The following is a 16,320-nucleotide window of genomic DNA, read 5'->3' on the forward strand; positions in this document are numbered from 1 at the left end:
CGGAGCCGCCATGACTGCAACCTCACTCGCCAACCTGTTCACCGACAGCGAGCCGCCCGCCCAGGGCGAACGCTTCGAAACCCTGCTGAGCCATCGCAATCTGGTGATCGAGCGCATCGTCAGCTCAGATCGCATCGAGTCGGTGGACTACGTGCAGGAGCAGGACGAATGGGTGCTACTGGCGCGTGGCACGGCCAGTATGACCGTTGCAGGAAAGGCGCTGGAGTTGGCGGCCGGCGACCACCTGTTCCTGGCGGCCGGCACACCCCATCGCGTGGAACGCACCAGCGACGGCGCGCTCTGGCTGGCAGTGCACCTGCATCCAGAGGCGGCCACGCAACGCGAGTAGGAGCGTCGCCCTCGGCGCGAAACCGATTGCAGCCTTGGCGCATAATCGGCGTCGCCTGCCCGATTCGCCCCGAGGGCGGGGCTCCTACAGATCCACGACCTTCAAAAACCGATCAGCCCGTAGCCTGGGTTGAGCGCAGCGATACCCAGGGCTCCATCAGGCGCCGAAAGTGCCCCGGGTTACGCCTTCGGCTAACCCAGGCTACAAAAGCCGAGGCCGATGTAGGATGGAAGACGCTTCACCTGCGCGGCCCGCCCCTTCACCACGGTCACGCGCTAACGCCTGAGCAGACTCGTCCACACCGTCGCCGCCACGATCAACAACCCACCTATCCAAGCCTGCACACTCAGTTCTTCACTGAGCCACAGCACGGCGAACAGTGCGCCGAATAACGGCTCGCTGCCCATCAACAGCGACACCCGCGTGGGGCTGCTGCGGCGCAGTGCGTAGTTCTGCACGAAGAACGCGAACAGCGTGGCGAACAGCACCAGATACAAGGTGCCTATCCAGAACGCGGGCTCCACGGGCAGGGCGGGCAAGCCGCCTGGCAGGAAGATCGCCCCCAGTAACAAACAGCCGAGACCGATCACCCCGGTCTGTACCGCCGTCAGCGCCAGTGCGGGAACCTGAGTGTGGGCGGTGAGCTTGCCGGTCAGGCACACCAGTACGGCGCGCAGCAGCGCCGCCACGAGCATCAGGCCATCCCCCAAATTGAACTGCAGGTCGACGCCGCCGCTGAGCAGCCAGGTGCCGAACAGCGACAACGCAACCGCCGGCAGCAGGCGCGAGTCTGGCCGGCGGTCGAACATTAGCCACTCTACGAACGGGGTGATGACCACACACAGGCTGATCAGGAACGCCGCATTGCTGGCCGAGGTATGCAGCACGCCATAGGTTTCGCACAGGAAGATGGCCAGCATCACACCGCCAAGCGGAATCCCCGGCGCCCAGGCCTGGCGCCCCTCGCCGCGCAACTGCGGCAGCAGGATCAGAAAGGTCAGGCAGAAACGCACGGCGAGAAAGCCGAGCACGGGATAGAACACCAGCGCCTGCTTGGCCACGCCGTAACTGGTACCCCAGACTAGCGCCACAAGCAGTAGCAGCAGATCGCTGGCCTGCAACAGGCGGGAAGGGGAACGACTGATCAGCGTGGACATGGCGGTGTTTCCTGGAAATCGGCGGGAAGCACATTGTCCATTGTGTCTCTCAGCGTGATAATCCAATCACTTCGAACAAGACCTGTTCCCCATGCGCACGAATCTCACACCACAGCTACTTCCTTATCTGGCCATCTTCGTGCGCGTGGTCGAGGCTGGGAGCTTCTCTGCCGCTGCCCGACAGCAAGGCAGCACGGCGTCGGCGGTGAGCCGACAGATCGCCCACCTCGAGCAGACCCTCGGTGTGCGCCTGCTGGAGCGCACCACCCGCCGCCTGCGCCTGAGCGAGGCCGGCAGCGAAGTCTTCGAGCGCTGCAAGGACATGCTCGACGCCGCCCAGGCAGCCCTGGATGTGGGCGAGCGACTGATGAGCCAGCCGCGTGGCCGGGTCCGGCTGAGCGTGCCCAAGGCCTTTGGGCGCTTTCTGGTCATGCCGCTGATCAACGACTTCCTGCAGCGCTACCCGGAGGTGGATATCAGCCTCAACCTCAGCGACCGCAGCCCGGACTTGATCAGCGATCAGTTCGACCTGCTGGTGAGCATCACGGATCAGCCACCGCTCACCCTGGCCGGTCGGCCGCTGTGCAATGTCCAACAACTGCTGTGCGCGAGCCCCACCTATCTGCAGCGCCACGGCATGCCTCAGCACCCCAGCGAACTGGTGCGCCACGCCTGCCTGTATCTGGACGAAACCGCAGACGACCACCGCTGGCATTTCAGCAACGGGCCGGAACAATGCGTGGTGGCGGTGAGCAGCCGCTTCGCCAGCAACCACAGCGAAGTACGCCTGAACGCTGCGCTCGAGCATCTGGGCATCACCTGCCTGCCGCACTTCACTGCCGCGGCGTCACTGGCCAGTGGCGAGCTGGTGCGTGTGCTGCCGCAGTGGCGCTACACCGGCTCCTATCAGGGCACCGCGTGGATTCTCTACCACCCGACCCGCCACCTACCGCCCAAGCTGCGGGTGCTGATCGACCACCTGGCCGCAGGGCTGGGCAAGGGGCCATCGATATGACGAAGGCGATAAGAAGGCTTCGCCAGTGGCTGGAAAGTCGGTGGCTCGAGCGTCAGCCGGTGTGCACGGCCGATCACGTCACCCTGGAGAATATCGAAACCGAGGTCGGCAACCGGATGTTCGAAAGCCTCAAGGCCGAGGGCTGGCAGCAGGTCGCGCAGTACAGTCCAATGGCGTTCGACAAGGGTATCGATTACGACAGCTACACACTGCGCCGCGGCCTGGATGAGCTGAGGCTGGAGTGGGACAACTGGTTCGAGTGGAAACTCAGCGGCCCGAGCGGGCTCGTCGAAGAAATCGCCGAGCGTTTTTCGTTACGCAAGTGAGCGAGCCATCTGCCGGGCGACCTAGGCGTAGGGTGGGCTTCAGCCCACCGCACACCAGCCAAACCACTCTCACTATCGCCTTGAACCCGAAGACCCAAGCTACATCGGGAAGCGATCATTCCAGACCGACAATCCTTGCATGCATCGTCGGATGGGCGGGCATTGGTGGGCTGAAGCGGATCGCCGCCCGGCCCACCCTACTTGTGGCAGCCTGGGTCAGACGGCGACCGGGGCTTTGATGTGCGGGTGCGCTTCGTAGCCGACCAGTTCGAAATCCTCGAAGCGGAAGGCGAACAGATCCTTCACCTCGGGGTTGAGCTTCATGGTCGGCAGCGGCAGGGGCTCGCGGGTCAGTTGCAGGTCGGTCTGCTCCAGGTGGTTGGCGTACAGGTGGCAGTCGCCGCCCGTCCAAATGAACTCGCCCGGCTGCAGGCCGCAGACCTGGGCCACCATCAGCGTCAGCAACGCATAGCTGGCGATGTTGAAGGGCACGCCCAGGAAGATGTCCGCCGAGCGCTGATACAGCTGGCAACTGAGCTTGCCGTCTGCGACGTAGAACTGGAACAGCGCGTGGCACGGCGGCAGGGCCATCTGCTCGACCAGCGCCGGGTTCCAGGCGGAGACGATCAGGCGGCGCGAGTCCGGGTTCTTTTTGATCATTTCGATCAGCTTGCTGATCTGGTCGACCGACTCGCCATTTGGCGCCGGCCAGTTGCGCCACTGGTAGCCGTACACCGGCCCAAGGTCACCGTTTTCGTCGGCCCACTCGTCCCAGATACGTACGCCGTTGTCCTTCAGGTACTTGATGTTGGTGTCGCCCTGCAGGAACCAAAGCAGCTCGTGAATGATCGACTTGAGGTGGCACTTCTTGGTGGTCACCAGGGGAAAGCCGTCGGCCAGGTCGAAACGCATCTGGTGGGCGAACACGCTGTAGGTGCCGGTGCCGGTGCGGTCTTCCTTGAAGGTGCCGTTCTCACGCACGTGGCGCATCAGGTCGAGGTACTGTTTCATTGCGCGACCTCCTGGGCAGCCTGACGTTTGTAGGCATAGGCCATTACACCCAGGCCGGCGAGGATCATCGGGATGCACAGCACCTGGCCCATGGTCAGCCAGCCCCATGCGAGGTAGCCGAGCTGAGCGTCCGGTACACGAACCAGTTCAACGATGAAGCGGAAGATGCCATAACACACCGCGAACAGACCGGAGACCGCCATGGTCGGCCGCGGTTTGCGCGAGTAGAACCAGAGGATCACGAACAGCGCCACGCCTTCCAGCGCGAACTGGTACAGCTGCGACGGATGACGCGGCTCCGGCCCGCCAGTCGGGAAGACCATGGCCCATGGCACGTCGGTGACCTTGCCCCACAGCTCGCCGTTGATGAAGTTGCCGATACGCCCGGCGCCCAGGCCGATCGGCACCAGCGGGGCGATGAAGTCCATCAGTTCGAAGAAGCTCTTGCCGTTGCGCTTGGCGAACCACAGGGTGGCCAGCATCACGCCGATCAGGCCGCCGTGGAACGACATGCCGCCCTTCCACACTTCGAGGATCAGCAGCGGGTTGGCGATATAGGCCGGCAGATCGTAGAACAGCACATAGCCAAGACGGCCACCGAGAATCACGCCCATGGCCACCCAGAACACCAGGTCGGAGAGTTTCTCCTTGCTCCAGGTCGGATCGAAGGCGTTCAGGCGCCGCGAGGCAAGGAACCAGGCACCGCCGATACCGACAAGGTACATCAGGCCGTACCAGTGGATCTGCAGAAAGCCCAGGTCGAGGGCGACCGGATCAATATTCGGGTAGGGCAGCATCAGGATTCCTCACAACAGAAAATTCAGGCCGACGATGAACAGCAGCAAGGCGAACAGGCGCTTGAGCACCCGCGGCGATAAACGATGGGCCAAACGCGCACCGGTACGTGCGAAAAACACGCTGGTCAGGGCGATGCCCAGCAGCGCAGGCAAATAAACATAACCCAGGCTCCAGCCAGGCAGACGCGCGTCGCCCCAGCCCAGCCATAGATAACTCAGGGCACCGGCCGCCGCGATGGGCCAGCCGCATGCCGAAGACGTCGCTACCGCCTGCTGCACGGAGACGCCGCGCCAGGTCAGGAACGGCACGGTCAACGATCCACCACCGATGCCGATGATCGCCGAAGCCCAGCCGATCACGCCACCGGCAACGCCCAGCCCGGTTTTGCCCGGCACGGCACGGCTGGCCTTGGGCTTGAGATCCAGCGCCAGTTGCAGCGCCACGCAAAGGGCGAATACGCCAATGATCTTCTGCAATACCTGACCGTCGATGGAATCGGCGGTCAGCGCGCCAAGCGCCGAGCCCAGCACGATACCCACGGTCAACCAGACGAACAGCTCCCAGCGCACGGCGCCACGGCTGTGGTGCTCACGCACGGCATTGATCGAGGTGAACAGGATGGTGGCCAGCGAAGTACCGACTGCCATGTGGGTCAACACGGACGTGTCGAAGCCCTGAGCCGTGAAGCTGAAGATCAGCACCGGCACGATGATCATGCCACCACCCACGCCAAACAGCCCAGCCAACAGGCCTGCCGCGGCACCGAGCAGTATGTAGAGTAGGAAGACCATGATGTCACCGCAAAGCAATGCGGCATGGTAACGGAAGCCGCCTTCCGCCTCTAGCGTTGGCGATGGATGCCCCGCCCGGCTTTGCGTAGAGTGGCCACTTTCCATGGGCGAGAAATGTACTGTGTTCAACACCCTCTATTTGCGCGTCGCATGCGACAACTTGCATGTGAATAACGTTGAAAACGGCCGTGAAGCTGAGTTGCACGCCAATCCGCCGTTCAGCAATTCGCGTCTATTGATCGCCGACTATTCGGTGGCCGAACGGCTTATCAAACAGCTGGTGAAGGAGGTGGTGAACAAACGTTTCATGCTCGTCATTGCGCCGAAGATGGTGATTCATCCGCTGGAGCGCCTGGAAGGCGGACTGTCGGTGGTCGAGGAGCGAATATTGCTGGAGTTGGGTAAAGCCTGTGGTGCCAGGCAGGTTGCGGTGCATGTCGGCGAGCGCCTCGATGCAGCCGGCGTGCGGGCCTGCCTGAAAAAACCATGTGCCTGATCGTCCTCGCCTGGCGCCCCGGTCACAGCCTGCCCCTGCTGGTCGCCGCCAATCGCGATGAGTTCTACGCGCGCCCTACAGCTGCCCTGGCCGAGTGGCCGGAGGCACCGGGACTAATCGCCGGGCGCGATCTAGAGGCTGGCGGCACCTGGCTGGGTATCGGCCCTCGCGGACGCTTCGCGGCGCTCACCAATATTCGTGATCCGCAGGCTGAGCAGGGCTCACGCTCGCGAGGTGAACTGCCGCTGCGCTTTCTGCAGGGAAATCAGGGGCCAGAGGCTTTTCTGAACGAGCTGCGTCGCGATGCAGATGACTACAGCGGCTTCAACCTGCTGGTCGGCGACCGCGAGCAGCTGTGCCACTTCAATTCCCAGAGCGGGCGGATAGAGACGCTGCAGCCAGGTATCCATGGTGTTTCCAATGCCGATCTGGATACGCCATGGCCAAAGCTGCAACGAGCCAAGGCGGCGCTTGCCGACGCCATCGAGACGCTCGATGAGCAAGCGCTGTTCGCTCTTTTGGCCAATACCGCGAAGCCTGAAGACGCGGCACTGCCAGATACGGGCGTCGGCCTCGATACCGAACGACTGCTCGCCAGCGTATTCATCGCCAGCGCCAATTACGGCACCCGTGCCAGCACCCTGCTGTTCAGCCATGCAGACGGAGCACGGCAGTTGATCGAACGCAGCTTCGGGACAGAAGGGGTGGCTATCGGTGAAGTGAGGTTTGAGACAGAAAACCAATTGGTGGGCTGAAGCGCAGCGCCGCCCGACCCTACCGCGGGATGTTGCCATTCAACACCGGACGCGGAGCGTCCGAGAGGCATTCCCACGCGGAGCGTGAGGAACGATCTCGGGGGAGCTCGAAGGTCCGCTATGCCTTGCTAGGAGCGTTAAGCCTGAATATCCGACGCCGGGTTGATCATCCGACCCAGGCCGAGGTTGCGCAGGGCCAGTTGCAAGGTGCTGTGGATAAGCTGCGGGTTGTCGATACGCATCACCTGGCTCAGCAGATCATTGGCCTTGGCCATGCTGATCTGGCGCAGCAGCCATTTCACCTTGGGCAGGTTGGTGGCGTTCATCGACAGGCTGTCGAACCCCATTGCCATCAGCAATACCGCAGCGGTCGGGTCACCGGCCATTTCGCCGCAGATGCTCACCGGTTTGCCTTCAGCGTGGGCGTCTTCGACCACTTTTCTCAACGCCTGCAGCACAGCGGGGTGAAAGAAATCGTAGAGATCGGCGACGCGCGGATTGTTGCGATCCACTGCCAACAGGTACTGGGTCAGGTCGTTGGAGCCGACCGACAGGAAGTCCACCTGGCGAGCCAGGTCGCGGGTCTGGTAGACGGCCGCAGGAATCTCGATCATCACGCCGATGGGCGGCAGCGGTACATCAGTGCCTTCGTCGCGCACTTCGCCCCAGGCGCGATGAATCAGGTGCAACGACTCTTCCAGTTCCTGGATACCGGAAATCATCGGCAGCAGGATGCGCAGGTTATCCAGCCCTTCGCTGGCCTTGAGCATGGCGCGCACCTGCACCAGGAAGATTTCCGGGTGGTCAAGGGTCACGCGGATACCGCGCCAGCCAAGGAAGGGGTTATCTTCCTTGATCGGGAAATAGCTCAGTGCTTTGTCGCCACCGACATCCAAGGTGCGCATGGTCACCGGTAGCGGGTGGAAGGCAGCCAGTTGCTCCCGGTAGATCGCCAGCTGTTCTTTCTCGCTGGGGAAACGATCCTTCATCATGAACGGCACTTCGGTGCGATACAGGCCAACGCCTTCGGCGCCCCGCTCCTGAGCCCGCACCACATCGGCAAGCAGGCCGGTGTTGACCCACAGCGGCATGTGATGGCCGTCCAGGGTCTCGCACGGCAGCGCACGCAGGGCGTCGAGGCCCTTGGTGAGCTGGCGATCCTCCTCGACCACATCGGCATACTGCTTGCGCAGGATCTCGCTGGGGTTGGTGAACACCTCGCCGTGATAACCGTCGACGATCAGCTGGATGCCGTCGATCTTCGAGTACGGCAGCTCGACCGCGCCCATGACCGTGGGAATGCCCATGGCGCGAGCGAAGATCGCCACATGGGAGTTGCCCGACCCTTGTACCGACACCAGGCCGACCAGCTTGCCTTCCGGCACCTCACCCAGCATGGCGGGCGACAGTTCTTCTGCGACCAGGATGCAGTTGTCCGGGTAGACCAGGGTCTGTTGCCGAGCCTGCTGCAGATAGGCGAGCAAACGACGGCCAAGGTCACGTACGTCCGATGCACGCTCGCGCAGGTAGGCGTCGTCCATCAGTTCGAAGCGATTGATGTGCTCACTGACCACATGGCGCAGCGCGCCCTGAGCCCACTGGCCGGTCTGGATGATCTTGACGACTTCGTTACCGAGCGCAGCGTCTTCGAGCATCATCAGGTAAACGTCGAACAGCGCGCGCTCTTCCGGACGCAACTGAGTGGCCATACGCTCAGAGAGGCTGCGCATGTCGCCACGCACACCTTCCAAAGCATCGTTGAACAGTTTCAGTTCGGCATCGATATCGGTGACAGCGCGGTCGGGCACCACGTCCAGATCGGCCGGCGGTAGCACCACCAAGGCGGTACCGACAGCGGCACCGGGCGAGCCCGGTACGCCGACGAACTTGGCCTCCTGAATACCCTTGCCCTGCTTGCCCAGGCCGCGGATCGAGCCGGTCGCCTCGGCATGGGCGATAACCCCGGCGAGCTGCGCGCTCATGGTCACCAGGAAGGCTTCTTCCCCCTCGTCGAACTGGCGGCGCTCTTTCTGCTGCACGACCAGCACGCCCATCACGCGACGGTGGTGGATGATCGGTGAACCGAGGAAGGAGGCATAGCGCTCTTCGCCGGTCTCGGCGAAGTAGCGATAACGGGGGTGTTCGGAGGCGTTCTCAAGGTTCAGCGGCTCTTCACGGGTACCCACCAGGCCGACCAGGCCTTCGTTGGGTGCCATGCTGACCTTGCCGATCGAGCGTTTGTTGAGGCCATCGGTGGCCATCAGCACGAAACGGTTGCTCTCCGGGTCGAGCAGGTAAACCGAGCACACCTGGGTGCCCATGGCTTCCTTGACGCGCTGCACGATGATGCCCAGCGCCGCCTTGAGATCCTTGGCGGCGTTGACTTCCTGGACGATCTTGCGCAGCGTGTTGAGCATGCCTGACCCTGCTTAGTCCCGTGCCAGCAGGCGCGGTGCGAGTTCCTTGAGCGCGCGACGGTAAACCTCGCGCTTGAATGTAACCACCTGCCCCAACGGGTACCAGTAACTGACCCAGCGCCAGCCGTCGAACTCGGGCTTGCCGGTCAGATCCATGCGCACCCGCTGCTCATCGGCGGTCAGGCGCAACAAGAACCACTTTTGCTTCTGGCCGATACACAGCGGTTGGCTGTGGGTACGCACCAGGCGCTGCGGCAGACGATACCTCAACCAACCCCGGGTACAGGCGAGAATTTTCACATCCTGCTGCTCGAGACCGACTTCTTCGTTCAATTCGCGGTACAACGCCTCTTCCGGCGACTCGCGGTCATTGATGCCGCCTTGCGGGAACTGCCAGGCATCCTGGTTAATTCGACGCGCCCAGAGCACCTGGCCAACATCATTGGTGAGAATGATGCCAACGTTGGGGCGAAAACCATCAGGATCGATCACGGCGCACAACCTCGTAAACGCATGTTCCGGCATTGTTCCACAAAGCTCGGGACAGCGGCAACGCGCCCGCGTGGGACTTCGCCATAGGCCGGGCGCGACACCCGATCCGGTTTTCCCCAGCCAGGCAAAGCCGCTATTCTGGCGCCTTCCATGGCTCTGTATAAAGAGGTGGTTCTGTGCGTTTGGCTTTATTCGATCTCGACAACACCCTGCTCGGCGGCGACAGCGACCACGCCTGGGGCGACTGGCTGTGCGAGCGCGGCATTCTCGATGGCGCGACCTACAAGGCCCGCAACGATGCCTTCTACCAGGATTACCTGGCCGGGCGCCTGAACATCACCGACTACCTGAACTTCACCCTGGATATCTTCGGCCGTACCGAAATGGCGCAACTCGATGCCTGGCATGAACAATTCATGGCCGAATGCATCGAGCCGATCATTCTGCCCAAGGGCCTGGCGCTACTCGATGAGCACCGTGCGGCTGGCGACAAGCTGGTGATCATCACCGCCACCAACCGCTTCGTCACCGCGCCGATTGCCGCCCGCCTGGGCGTCGACACGCTGCTGGCGACCGAATGCGAGATGATCGATGGCCGCTACACCGGGCGCACCACCGATGTGCCCTGCTTCAAGGAGGGCAAGGTCACCCGCCTCAATCGCTGGATGCAGGAAAACGGCTTCAATCTCGATGGCGCCAGCTTCTACAGCGACTCGATGAACGACCTGCCATTGCTGGAGTGCGTCAGCCGCCCAGTGGCCGTCGACCCGGATCCGAACCTGCTGGCTGAAGCGCAGAAGCGTGGCTGGCCGGTGATGTCGCTGCGCTAGAACGCATTTGGCATGCAATGAAAATGAAAAAACCGGCGTTCAGGGCGCCGGTTTTTTGTGAAGCGATAACCACGCTTACAGCTGCTTGGCCACTTCGCTCGGCACCTTTTCCGGCATCGCCGAAGAATGGTGGTTGAGGATCTTCCACTGGCCGTCGACACGGGTGTAGAGGAAGGTGTAGCGCGCCTGCACATCCTGCGTCTTGCCTTTGGCATCGGTCAGGCGGAAGGTGTATACGCCGCTGTCCAATGCAGTGTTCAGGCCAAGACGACGGATTTCCCGGTAATTGATGTGGCCAACCGGCTTCAGCGCCAGGAAGTGGTCGAAGTAGTCAGTGATTTCCGCAGACGTTGCCCGCACATGGTTGGAAACGGTTGGCTGCAACACCGCATCCTTGCTGTACAGAGCAACGACCTTGGACGAATCACCGGTCTGCAGCGCTTTGTTCCACTGATCGAAAAGAGCAGCCACGTCACGATCGGCGGAATTGGTAGGCGCCTCGGCGATACTGCTGTAGTTGTAAGGTTTCTGCTCGACGGCAGCGAACAGCGAGGAGCTGGCGGTAAGCAACAGAGCGGCGGCGATGGCATGTACTTTCATGGTCTTTCCTGTCTCGTTGGTTGATGCCGGTACTTTGCCCCGCCTGCCCGACGCCGCCATCGGCCGGTTGGCGACAACGGCCTATGCCGATCGGCGGATGGGCGACAGCGGTATGAAGTCGATTTAATGGGATCATTGCGCCACCAATCGGCGCTGCCCCGCTGGAGAGACACCCATGCACAATGACAACGGCAGTGCCCTGGCCCTACGCAGCCAGTACCGGCAGTGGGAAAGCCGCGCGGCGCGTCTGAGCCTGCTGGTCGATACCGGGCGCGAGCTGGGCGCCCTGGCGCCGAGTGAGATGGGCGAGCGCGTGCTGCAACGCGCCTGCGCTTTCTGTGCCATGGACAGCGGCCTGGTAATCCGTGAGCTGAACGGTGAGAACCAGGTGCTCGCCAGCCATGGCGCCCACTCCAACGAACAGCGCGTGGCACTCTTGGCACTGGCCGAAAACGACTCCCCTCTGGCCCAGTGTCTGGCAATCGAGAAGAGCGTGCTGCAACTGGTCATCAGACTGCCCTTGTCGACCGCTCAGGGCCGTCCGTTCGGCAGCGTATTGCTGGCCAGCGCAGCGAAGATCAATCCGCCGGATGACGAAGACCTCGAGTCCCTGCAACTGCTCGCCACCCTGCTTGCCGCGCACCTGGAGAACCAGCGCCTACACGGCGACCTGCAGGCCCGCGAGCGCACCATGTCGGAGCTGGTACATCAACTGCTCAGTGCCCAGGAAGATGAGCGCAGGCGCGTCGCCTATGACCTGCACGACGGCCTCGCGCAGACCCTGGCCGGCCTGCATCAGCGCCTGCAGGGCTTCGCCAGCCAATGCACGGGGCTGCCCGACGCCCAGCAGCAAGAACTAAGCACCATCCTCGACCTGGCCCAGCGCTGCGTGCGCGAAGGCCGACAGGCCATCGGTGGGCTGCGCCCGCAACTGCTCGATGACTTCGGCCTGCTGCAGGCGCTCGACAAGGAAGCCGACCGCCTGCGCGAAGCCGGCTACCGGGTGCAATGGCTGCAGCGCAGCGATGCGCGGCTGCCAGCCAATGTGGAAATCACCCTGTTTCGTATCGCCCAGGAAGGCATCAACAACATCCTCAAACATGCCGGCCACTGCAGCGTGCGCATCGGCCTGAGCAATGATCAGGAAAACGCCGAGCTGCGGGTCGAAGACGATGGCCGCGGCTTCGACACGGCACCCGACCGTTCCGTGACAGGCAGCGGCGGCCTCGGCCTCGCCGCCATGCACGAGCGGGCCAGCCTGCTGAGCGGCCACCTGCGTTGCAGCAGCGAGCCGGGGCGCGGCACTCGATTGCTGGCTCAGGTACCCAGCGTCGGGGGGAACACCCCATGACCACACCCTTGCGCCTGGTGCTGGCCGATGACCATGAAGTGACCCGCGCCGGCTTCGTCGCCATGCTGGCGAGCTGCGACGAATTCGAGGTGGTCGGTCAGGCAGCCGACGGTGATAGCGCGCTGCAACTGTGCGAGCGCCTGCAGCCGGACATCGCCATCCTCGACATCCGCATGCCCGGGCTGAATGGGCTGGGCGCCGCGCGCCTGCTGCAGCAGCGTCTGCCGCGCCTGAAGGTGGTGATGTTCACCATGTACGACAGCCCCGAGCACCTCGAAGCGGCCATCGCCGCGGGCGCCGTGGGTTACCTGCTGAAGGACGCCACGCGCGATGAAGTGATCGCCAGCCTGCGCCGCGTCGCAGCGGGTGAAGAAGCACTCAACAGCTCAGTCAGCGCGCGCCTGCTGCGACGCATCGCCGACCGCAGCAATACAGGCGCTCCACCCTCAGACGCCCTGACCAACCGCGAGCGGCAGGTACTTGGCCTGGTCGCCGGTGGCTTCAGCAACCGCGAGATCGGCGAAAAACTGGGAATTGCCGCCGGCACCGTGAAGACCCACGTCGAGCGGGTGATCGCCAAGCTAGGCGTGGCCGACCGTACCCAGGCGGCCGTACGCGGCATCGCCCTGGGTTTGGTGGCGCAGCCGGCGACAGACTGGTTCGGCCCGCCCACATGATGCGCCGCATTGATGGTTTCTGGGCTGACCTGCCCCTGCGCGGCAAGGCGCTAGTCGGTATCTCGCTGCCATTGGTGATTCTGCTGCTATCACTGGTACTGATCTACATCACCGAGCGCCGCACCGCCGAGGCCGAAGAGGACGTGCGCCGGGTGCTGCAGGTGCAGGGCGATATCCAGGCCGTACAGACGCTATTGGCCGAGGGCGCCTCTAGCGTGCGGGGCTACCTGCTGACCCGCCGTGAGAATTTCCTGCCCACCTACCTGCAAATCGAACCGCGTATCGACGCAGCCCTGGCACGCCTCGACGCCAACATCCGCGATACCGAGGTGCGCCAGCGCCTGGATCGCATCAAGCCGCTGATCAGCACCAAGCTGCAGGGGCTGGATGTTCTGCGCAACGTCGACATGCGCCAGGACAGCGAGCAGATCATCGCCATCCTGGTCGAGAACAAGCGCATGCTCGATACCCTCCGCCAGGAGATCGACGCAATGCGCGTGCGCGAAGACGCCCTGCTCGCCGACCGCACGGCGAATGCTGCGGACAATCGCCAGCGCATGCTGCTGGCGACGCTGCTGGCGGCCGGCTGTGGCCTGTTCGGCGCGATCATCGCCGTGCTGTTGCTGTCCAGCGGCATCGTCACCCGCGTTCAACGCGTGCAGCGCAGTGCTCGCCACCTGGCCCTCGGCAAGCCGCTGAAAACCCGTCACCACGAACGCGACGAGATCGGCCGCCTGGGCGCCAGCCTCGAGGAAGCCAGCCAGTTGCTGGCCCAGCGCGAGCGCGCCTTGCGTGACAACGAGGAACGCCTGCGCCTGATCATCGAAGGCGTGCGCGACTACGGCATCTTCGCCCTCGACCCGCAGGGCCACGTCACCACCTGGAACGCGGGGGCCGAGCGCATCAAGGGCTACAGCGAAGCGGAAATCATCGGCCGCCACTTTTCACTGTTCTACCCGACCGAGCAGCGCCCGCATCATCCGCTGCACGCACTGCAGGTGGCGGCCGAAAAAGGCCGCTACGAGGAAGAAGCCTGGCGCCAGCGACGTGATGGCTCGCGCTTCTGGGCCAGCGTAGTGATCACCGCCCAGCACGATGCCAGCGGCACCCTGCGCGGTTTTTCCAAGGTCACCCGCGACATCACTGACCGTCGCGCCGCTGACATCGCCCTGCGCGACGCCCGTGAGGAAGCCGAGAACGCCAGCCAGGCGAAGAGCGAATTTCTCTCGCGCATGAGCCATGAGCTGCGCACGCCGCTCAACTCCATTCTGGGCTTCGCTCAACTGCTCGATCTGGAATCGCCCAGGCCTCAGGTCACCCACATCCTGCGCGCTGGCCAGCACCTGCTGACGCTGATCAACGAAGTGCTCGATATCGCCCGCATCGAAGCCGGCCGACTGCCCATGAGCCCGGAAGCCATCGACCTGCACGGGGTGGTGCAGGAGGCGATGACGCTGATCTCACCACTGGCCGACGAGGCCGGGATCCGCCTTCGACCCTTGCCGCCGAGCACCTCGCCGGCAGGTGTGATGGCCGACCGGCAGCGGCTGATCCAGGTGCTGCTCAACCTGCTATCCAACGCCGTGAAGTACAACCGCCCGGATGGCGAAGTGCATCTGGATATCGAATTGCAGGGCGAACGCCTGGCCTTGGCCGTCAATGACAGCGGAGCGGGCATCGCCGCGGACGATCTGGAGCGACTGTTCCGGCCCTTCGAACGCCTGGGCGCCGATCAACACAGTGAAGGCACCGGCCTGGGCCTGGCCCTGAGTCGCAACCTGCTGGAGGCAATGGACGGCACGCTGGAGGTGATCAGCGTGGTGGGCACCGGCAGCCGCTTCGTGCTGACACTGCCCACGGCGCAGGTCGAAACCCTGGCAAGCGCTGAAGACCCCTGGCGCCAGCCGCCCTCCCCGGCCCCCGCCGGTATGCAGGAAAGCGGCAACCTGACCCGCGTGCTGTGCATCGAGGACAACCTGTCCAGCCAGGCGCTGATCGAAACCCTGCTGCAGCGGCGCCCCGGCGTGCAACTGCTGTCGAGCATGCAAGGTCAGCTTGGCCTGGATCTGGCGCGCCAGCATCTGCCCCGGGTAGTCCTGCTGGATATCAACCTGCCGGACATGACCGGCATCGATGTACTGAAACGGCTGCGGGCCGACCCGGCCACAGCAGGTATTGCCGTACTGATGATCACCGCCGACGCCACCAGCGCCTCACGGCGCGCCATGCAGCAGGCGGGAGCAACGGCGATCCTCACTAAACCCATCCACGTACCGACCTTTCTGGCCTTTCTCGACCAGCACCTGCCGGAGCCCGCATGAGTGACGACTATCGCATCCTGATCATCGATGATCAGCGACCCAACCTGGATCTGATGGAACAACTGCTGGCCCGCGAAGGTCTGCACAACGTGCTCAGCAGCACCCAGCCGACCCGGGCGCTGGAGCTCTACAACAGCTTCGAGCCGGACTTGGTGATTCTCGATCTGCATATGCCGGACTTCGACGGCTTCGCCCTGATGGAACAACTCAACCGACGCATCCCGCAGAACGATTACGTGCCGCTGCTGGTACTGACCGCCGACGTAACCCGCGCCACGCGCCTGCGCGCCCTGGCACTGGGCGCACGGGATTTCATCAGCAAGCCGCTGGACGCTCTGGAAACCATGCTACGGGTCTGGAACCTGCTGGAAACCCGCGCGCTCTACAAAGCCCTGCGCGCGACCCTGAGCGAGCCGCAGCTGGCCGCCCTGCTGCAACCGTTGGTGGCGCAGCGTCAGGCCAGACGTTAAACGGGTTCTTAGACGGGCTTGGCGCCCATCACCGCCATGATCACCACCAGCAGCACCACGATCAGCGCGGCATAGGCCATCACGAAACGCAGCGACCTGGCTGATACCGTGCCGCCGGCCTGAGCCTGCCAGGCACCGAGACGACCGAGCAGCAGCAGGCCGACGATCATTAGCACCGCGAAGAGAATGCTACCCAGCAGCAGCCAGGTCTGACTCAGCGGCCAACCGGCCAGGTTGACCATCCACCAGCCGGTCACCGGCAGGCTCAGCGCCAGCACGGCGAACACCGGCAGGCTGATGGTACGGGTGCGCTGCAGCTTGCGTTGCAGGACGGCACTGTCGCCATTGCGCCAGGCCTTCCAGAGCATGAAGGCATGGGCCAGCACGCCGAGCAGCAGCAAGATGCCAGGCACGCTGTGGAGGATGCGCAGCAGCAGGTAATGTTCCATCACGGTTTCCTTCAG

18 protein-coding genes are annotated in these 16,320 nt (G+C 63.5%); 10 read left to right on the forward strand and 8 right to left on the reverse strand.

The annotated features are described in order from the left end of the window. Positions 1-10 precede the first annotated feature (10 nt). The gene (locus ACZ3GY_RS18590) at positions 11-349 is read left to right on the forward strand and encodes a cupin domain-containing protein (RefSeq protein ID WP_465911494.1); all 339 of its coding nucleotides are present in this window, start codon (positions 11-13) and stop codon (positions 347-349) included. A 275-nt stretch (positions 350-624) separates the two neighbouring features. Here ACZ3GY_RS18590 and ACZ3GY_RS18595 read toward each other — a convergent pair whose 3' ends face one another. Then, positions 625-1,506, reverse strand: coding sequence for a DMT family transporter (locus tag ACZ3GY_RS18595; protein ID WP_465911495.1), 882 nt, complete (start codon positions 1,504-1,506; stop codon positions 625-627). Positions 1,507-1,597: 91 nt separating this feature from the next. Between ACZ3GY_RS18595 and ACZ3GY_RS18600 the strand changes: the two genes are divergently transcribed. After that, positions 1,598-2,521, forward strand: coding sequence for a LysR family transcriptional regulator (locus tag ACZ3GY_RS18600; RefSeq protein ID WP_465911496.1), 924 nt, complete (start codon positions 1,598-1,600; stop codon positions 2,519-2,521). Beyond that, positions 2,518-2,847 (forward strand): hypothetical protein, encoded by a 330-nt coding sequence (locus ACZ3GY_RS18605; protein WP_465911497.1) that lies wholly within the window; start codon positions 2,518-2,520, stop codon positions 2,845-2,847. The genes ACZ3GY_RS18600 and ACZ3GY_RS18605 overlap by 4 nt, the downstream gene beginning before the upstream one ends. 216 nt (positions 2,848-3,063) lie before the next feature. Here the strand turns inward: ACZ3GY_RS18605 and ACZ3GY_RS18610 are convergent, their stop codons facing one another. Genes ACZ3GY_RS18610 through ACZ3GY_RS18620 form a run of 3 tightly spaced genes read right to left on the reverse strand, consistent with a single transcriptional unit; the run spans position 3,064 to position 5,447 of the window. Further along, positions 3,064-3,858, reverse strand: coding sequence for a thymidylate synthase (locus tag ACZ3GY_RS18610; RefSeq protein ID WP_465911498.1), 795 nt, complete (start codon positions 3,856-3,858; stop codon positions 3,064-3,066). Continuing rightward, positions 3,855-4,655: a prolipoprotein diacylglyceryl transferase gene (gene lgt / locus ACZ3GY_RS18615; protein ID WP_225837254.1), complete on the reverse strand. Its 801-nt coding sequence runs from the start codon at positions 4,653-4,655 to the stop codon at positions 3,855-3,857. Before lgt ends, ACZ3GY_RS18610 begins: the two co-directional genes overlap by 4 nt. A gap of 9 nt (positions 4,656-4,664) precedes the next feature. After that, positions 4,665-5,447 carry a sulfite exporter TauE/SafE family protein gene (locus ACZ3GY_RS18620; protein WP_465911499.1) on the reverse strand — a complete coding sequence of 261 codons (783 nt, stop codon included), beginning with the start codon at positions 5,445-5,447 and terminating at the stop codon, positions 4,665-4,667. A gap of 121 nt (positions 5,448-5,568) precedes the next feature. On the opposite strand from ACZ3GY_RS18620, the gene ACZ3GY_RS18625 reads away from it, so the two are divergent. Both ACZ3GY_RS18625 and ACZ3GY_RS18630 read left to right on the forward strand, forming a co-directional pair. Next, the gene (locus ACZ3GY_RS18625) at positions 5,569-5,943 is read left to right on the forward strand and encodes a hypothetical protein (RefSeq protein WP_465911501.1); all 375 of its coding nucleotides are present in this window, start codon (positions 5,569-5,571) and stop codon (positions 5,941-5,943) included. Further along, a complete protein-coding gene (locus tag ACZ3GY_RS18630) occupies positions 5,934-6,698 on the forward strand; it encodes an NRDE family protein (RefSeq protein WP_465911503.1) in 765 nt (254 codons plus the stop codon). Before ACZ3GY_RS18625 ends, ACZ3GY_RS18630 begins: the two co-directional genes overlap by 10 nt. Before the next feature lie 137 nt (positions 6,699-6,835). Here the strand turns inward: ACZ3GY_RS18630 and ptsP are convergent, their stop codons facing one another. Together ptsP and ACZ3GY_RS18640 are read right to left on the reverse strand one after the other, a co-directional pair. Continuing rightward, positions 6,836-9,115, reverse strand: a complete 2,280-nt coding sequence (ptsP, locus tag ACZ3GY_RS18635; protein WP_465911504.1) for a phosphoenolpyruvate--protein phosphotransferase — start codon at positions 9,113-9,115, stop codon at positions 6,836-6,838. 12 nt (positions 9,116-9,127) lie between these two features. Then, the gene (locus ACZ3GY_RS18640; protein ID WP_042553561.1) at positions 9,128-9,607 is read right to left on the reverse strand and encodes an RNA pyrophosphohydrolase; all 480 of its coding nucleotides are present in this window, start codon (positions 9,605-9,607) and stop codon (positions 9,128-9,130) included. 176 nt (positions 9,608-9,783) lie between these two features. On the opposite strand from ACZ3GY_RS18640, the gene ACZ3GY_RS18645 reads away from it, so the two are divergent. After that, the gene (locus ACZ3GY_RS18645; protein ID WP_465911505.1) at positions 9,784-10,437 is read left to right on the forward strand and encodes a histidinol-phosphatase; all 654 of its coding nucleotides are present in this window, start codon (positions 9,784-9,786) and stop codon (positions 10,435-10,437) included. A gap of 75 nt (positions 10,438-10,512) precedes the next feature. Here the strand turns inward: ACZ3GY_RS18645 and ACZ3GY_RS18650 are convergent, their stop codons facing one another. Beyond that, positions 10,513-11,037: an SgcJ/EcaC family oxidoreductase gene (locus ACZ3GY_RS18650; protein ID WP_465911507.1), complete on the reverse strand. Its 525-nt coding sequence runs from the start codon at positions 11,035-11,037 to the stop codon at positions 10,513-10,515. 175 nt (positions 11,038-11,212) lie between these two features. Here ACZ3GY_RS18650 and ACZ3GY_RS18655 point away from each other — a divergent pair, with 175 nt between their 5' ends. Genes ACZ3GY_RS18655 through ACZ3GY_RS18670 form a run of 4 tightly spaced genes read left to right on the forward strand, consistent with a single transcriptional unit; the run spans position 11,213 to position 15,856 of the window. Beyond that, positions 11,213-12,388 carry a sensor histidine kinase gene (locus ACZ3GY_RS18655; protein WP_465911510.1) on the forward strand — a complete coding sequence of 392 codons (1,176 nt, stop codon included), beginning with the start codon at positions 11,213-11,215 and terminating at the stop codon, positions 12,386-12,388. Continuing rightward, complete coding sequence (locus ACZ3GY_RS18660; RefSeq protein ID WP_465911511.1) at positions 12,385-13,065, forward strand: response regulator; 681 nt, start codon at positions 12,385-12,387, stop codon at positions 13,063-13,065. The genes ACZ3GY_RS18655 and ACZ3GY_RS18660 overlap by 4 nt, the downstream gene beginning before the upstream one ends. After that, positions 13,062-15,386 carry an ATP-binding protein gene (locus ACZ3GY_RS18665; RefSeq protein ID WP_465911512.1) on the forward strand — a complete coding sequence of 775 codons (2,325 nt, stop codon included), beginning with the start codon at positions 13,062-13,064 and terminating at the stop codon, positions 15,384-15,386. Before ACZ3GY_RS18660 ends, ACZ3GY_RS18665 begins: the two co-directional genes overlap by 4 nt. Next, the gene (locus tag ACZ3GY_RS18670) at positions 15,383-15,856 is read left to right on the forward strand and encodes a response regulator (RefSeq protein WP_463562801.1); all 474 of its coding nucleotides are present in this window, start codon (positions 15,383-15,385) and stop codon (positions 15,854-15,856) included. Before ACZ3GY_RS18665 ends, ACZ3GY_RS18670 begins: the two co-directional genes overlap by 4 nt. An 8-nt stretch (positions 15,857-15,864) precedes the next feature. On the opposite strand, the gene ACZ3GY_RS18675 is transcribed toward ACZ3GY_RS18670, so the two are convergent. Beyond that, positions 15,865-16,305 (reverse strand): DUF2269 family protein, encoded by a 441-nt coding sequence (locus ACZ3GY_RS18675; protein ID WP_463562802.1) that lies wholly within the window; start codon positions 16,303-16,305, stop codon positions 15,865-15,867. Between the last annotated feature and the right edge of the window lie 15 nt (positions 16,306-16,320).

The organism is Pseudomonas sp. PME37.24/006 (genome assembly GCF_055556635.1).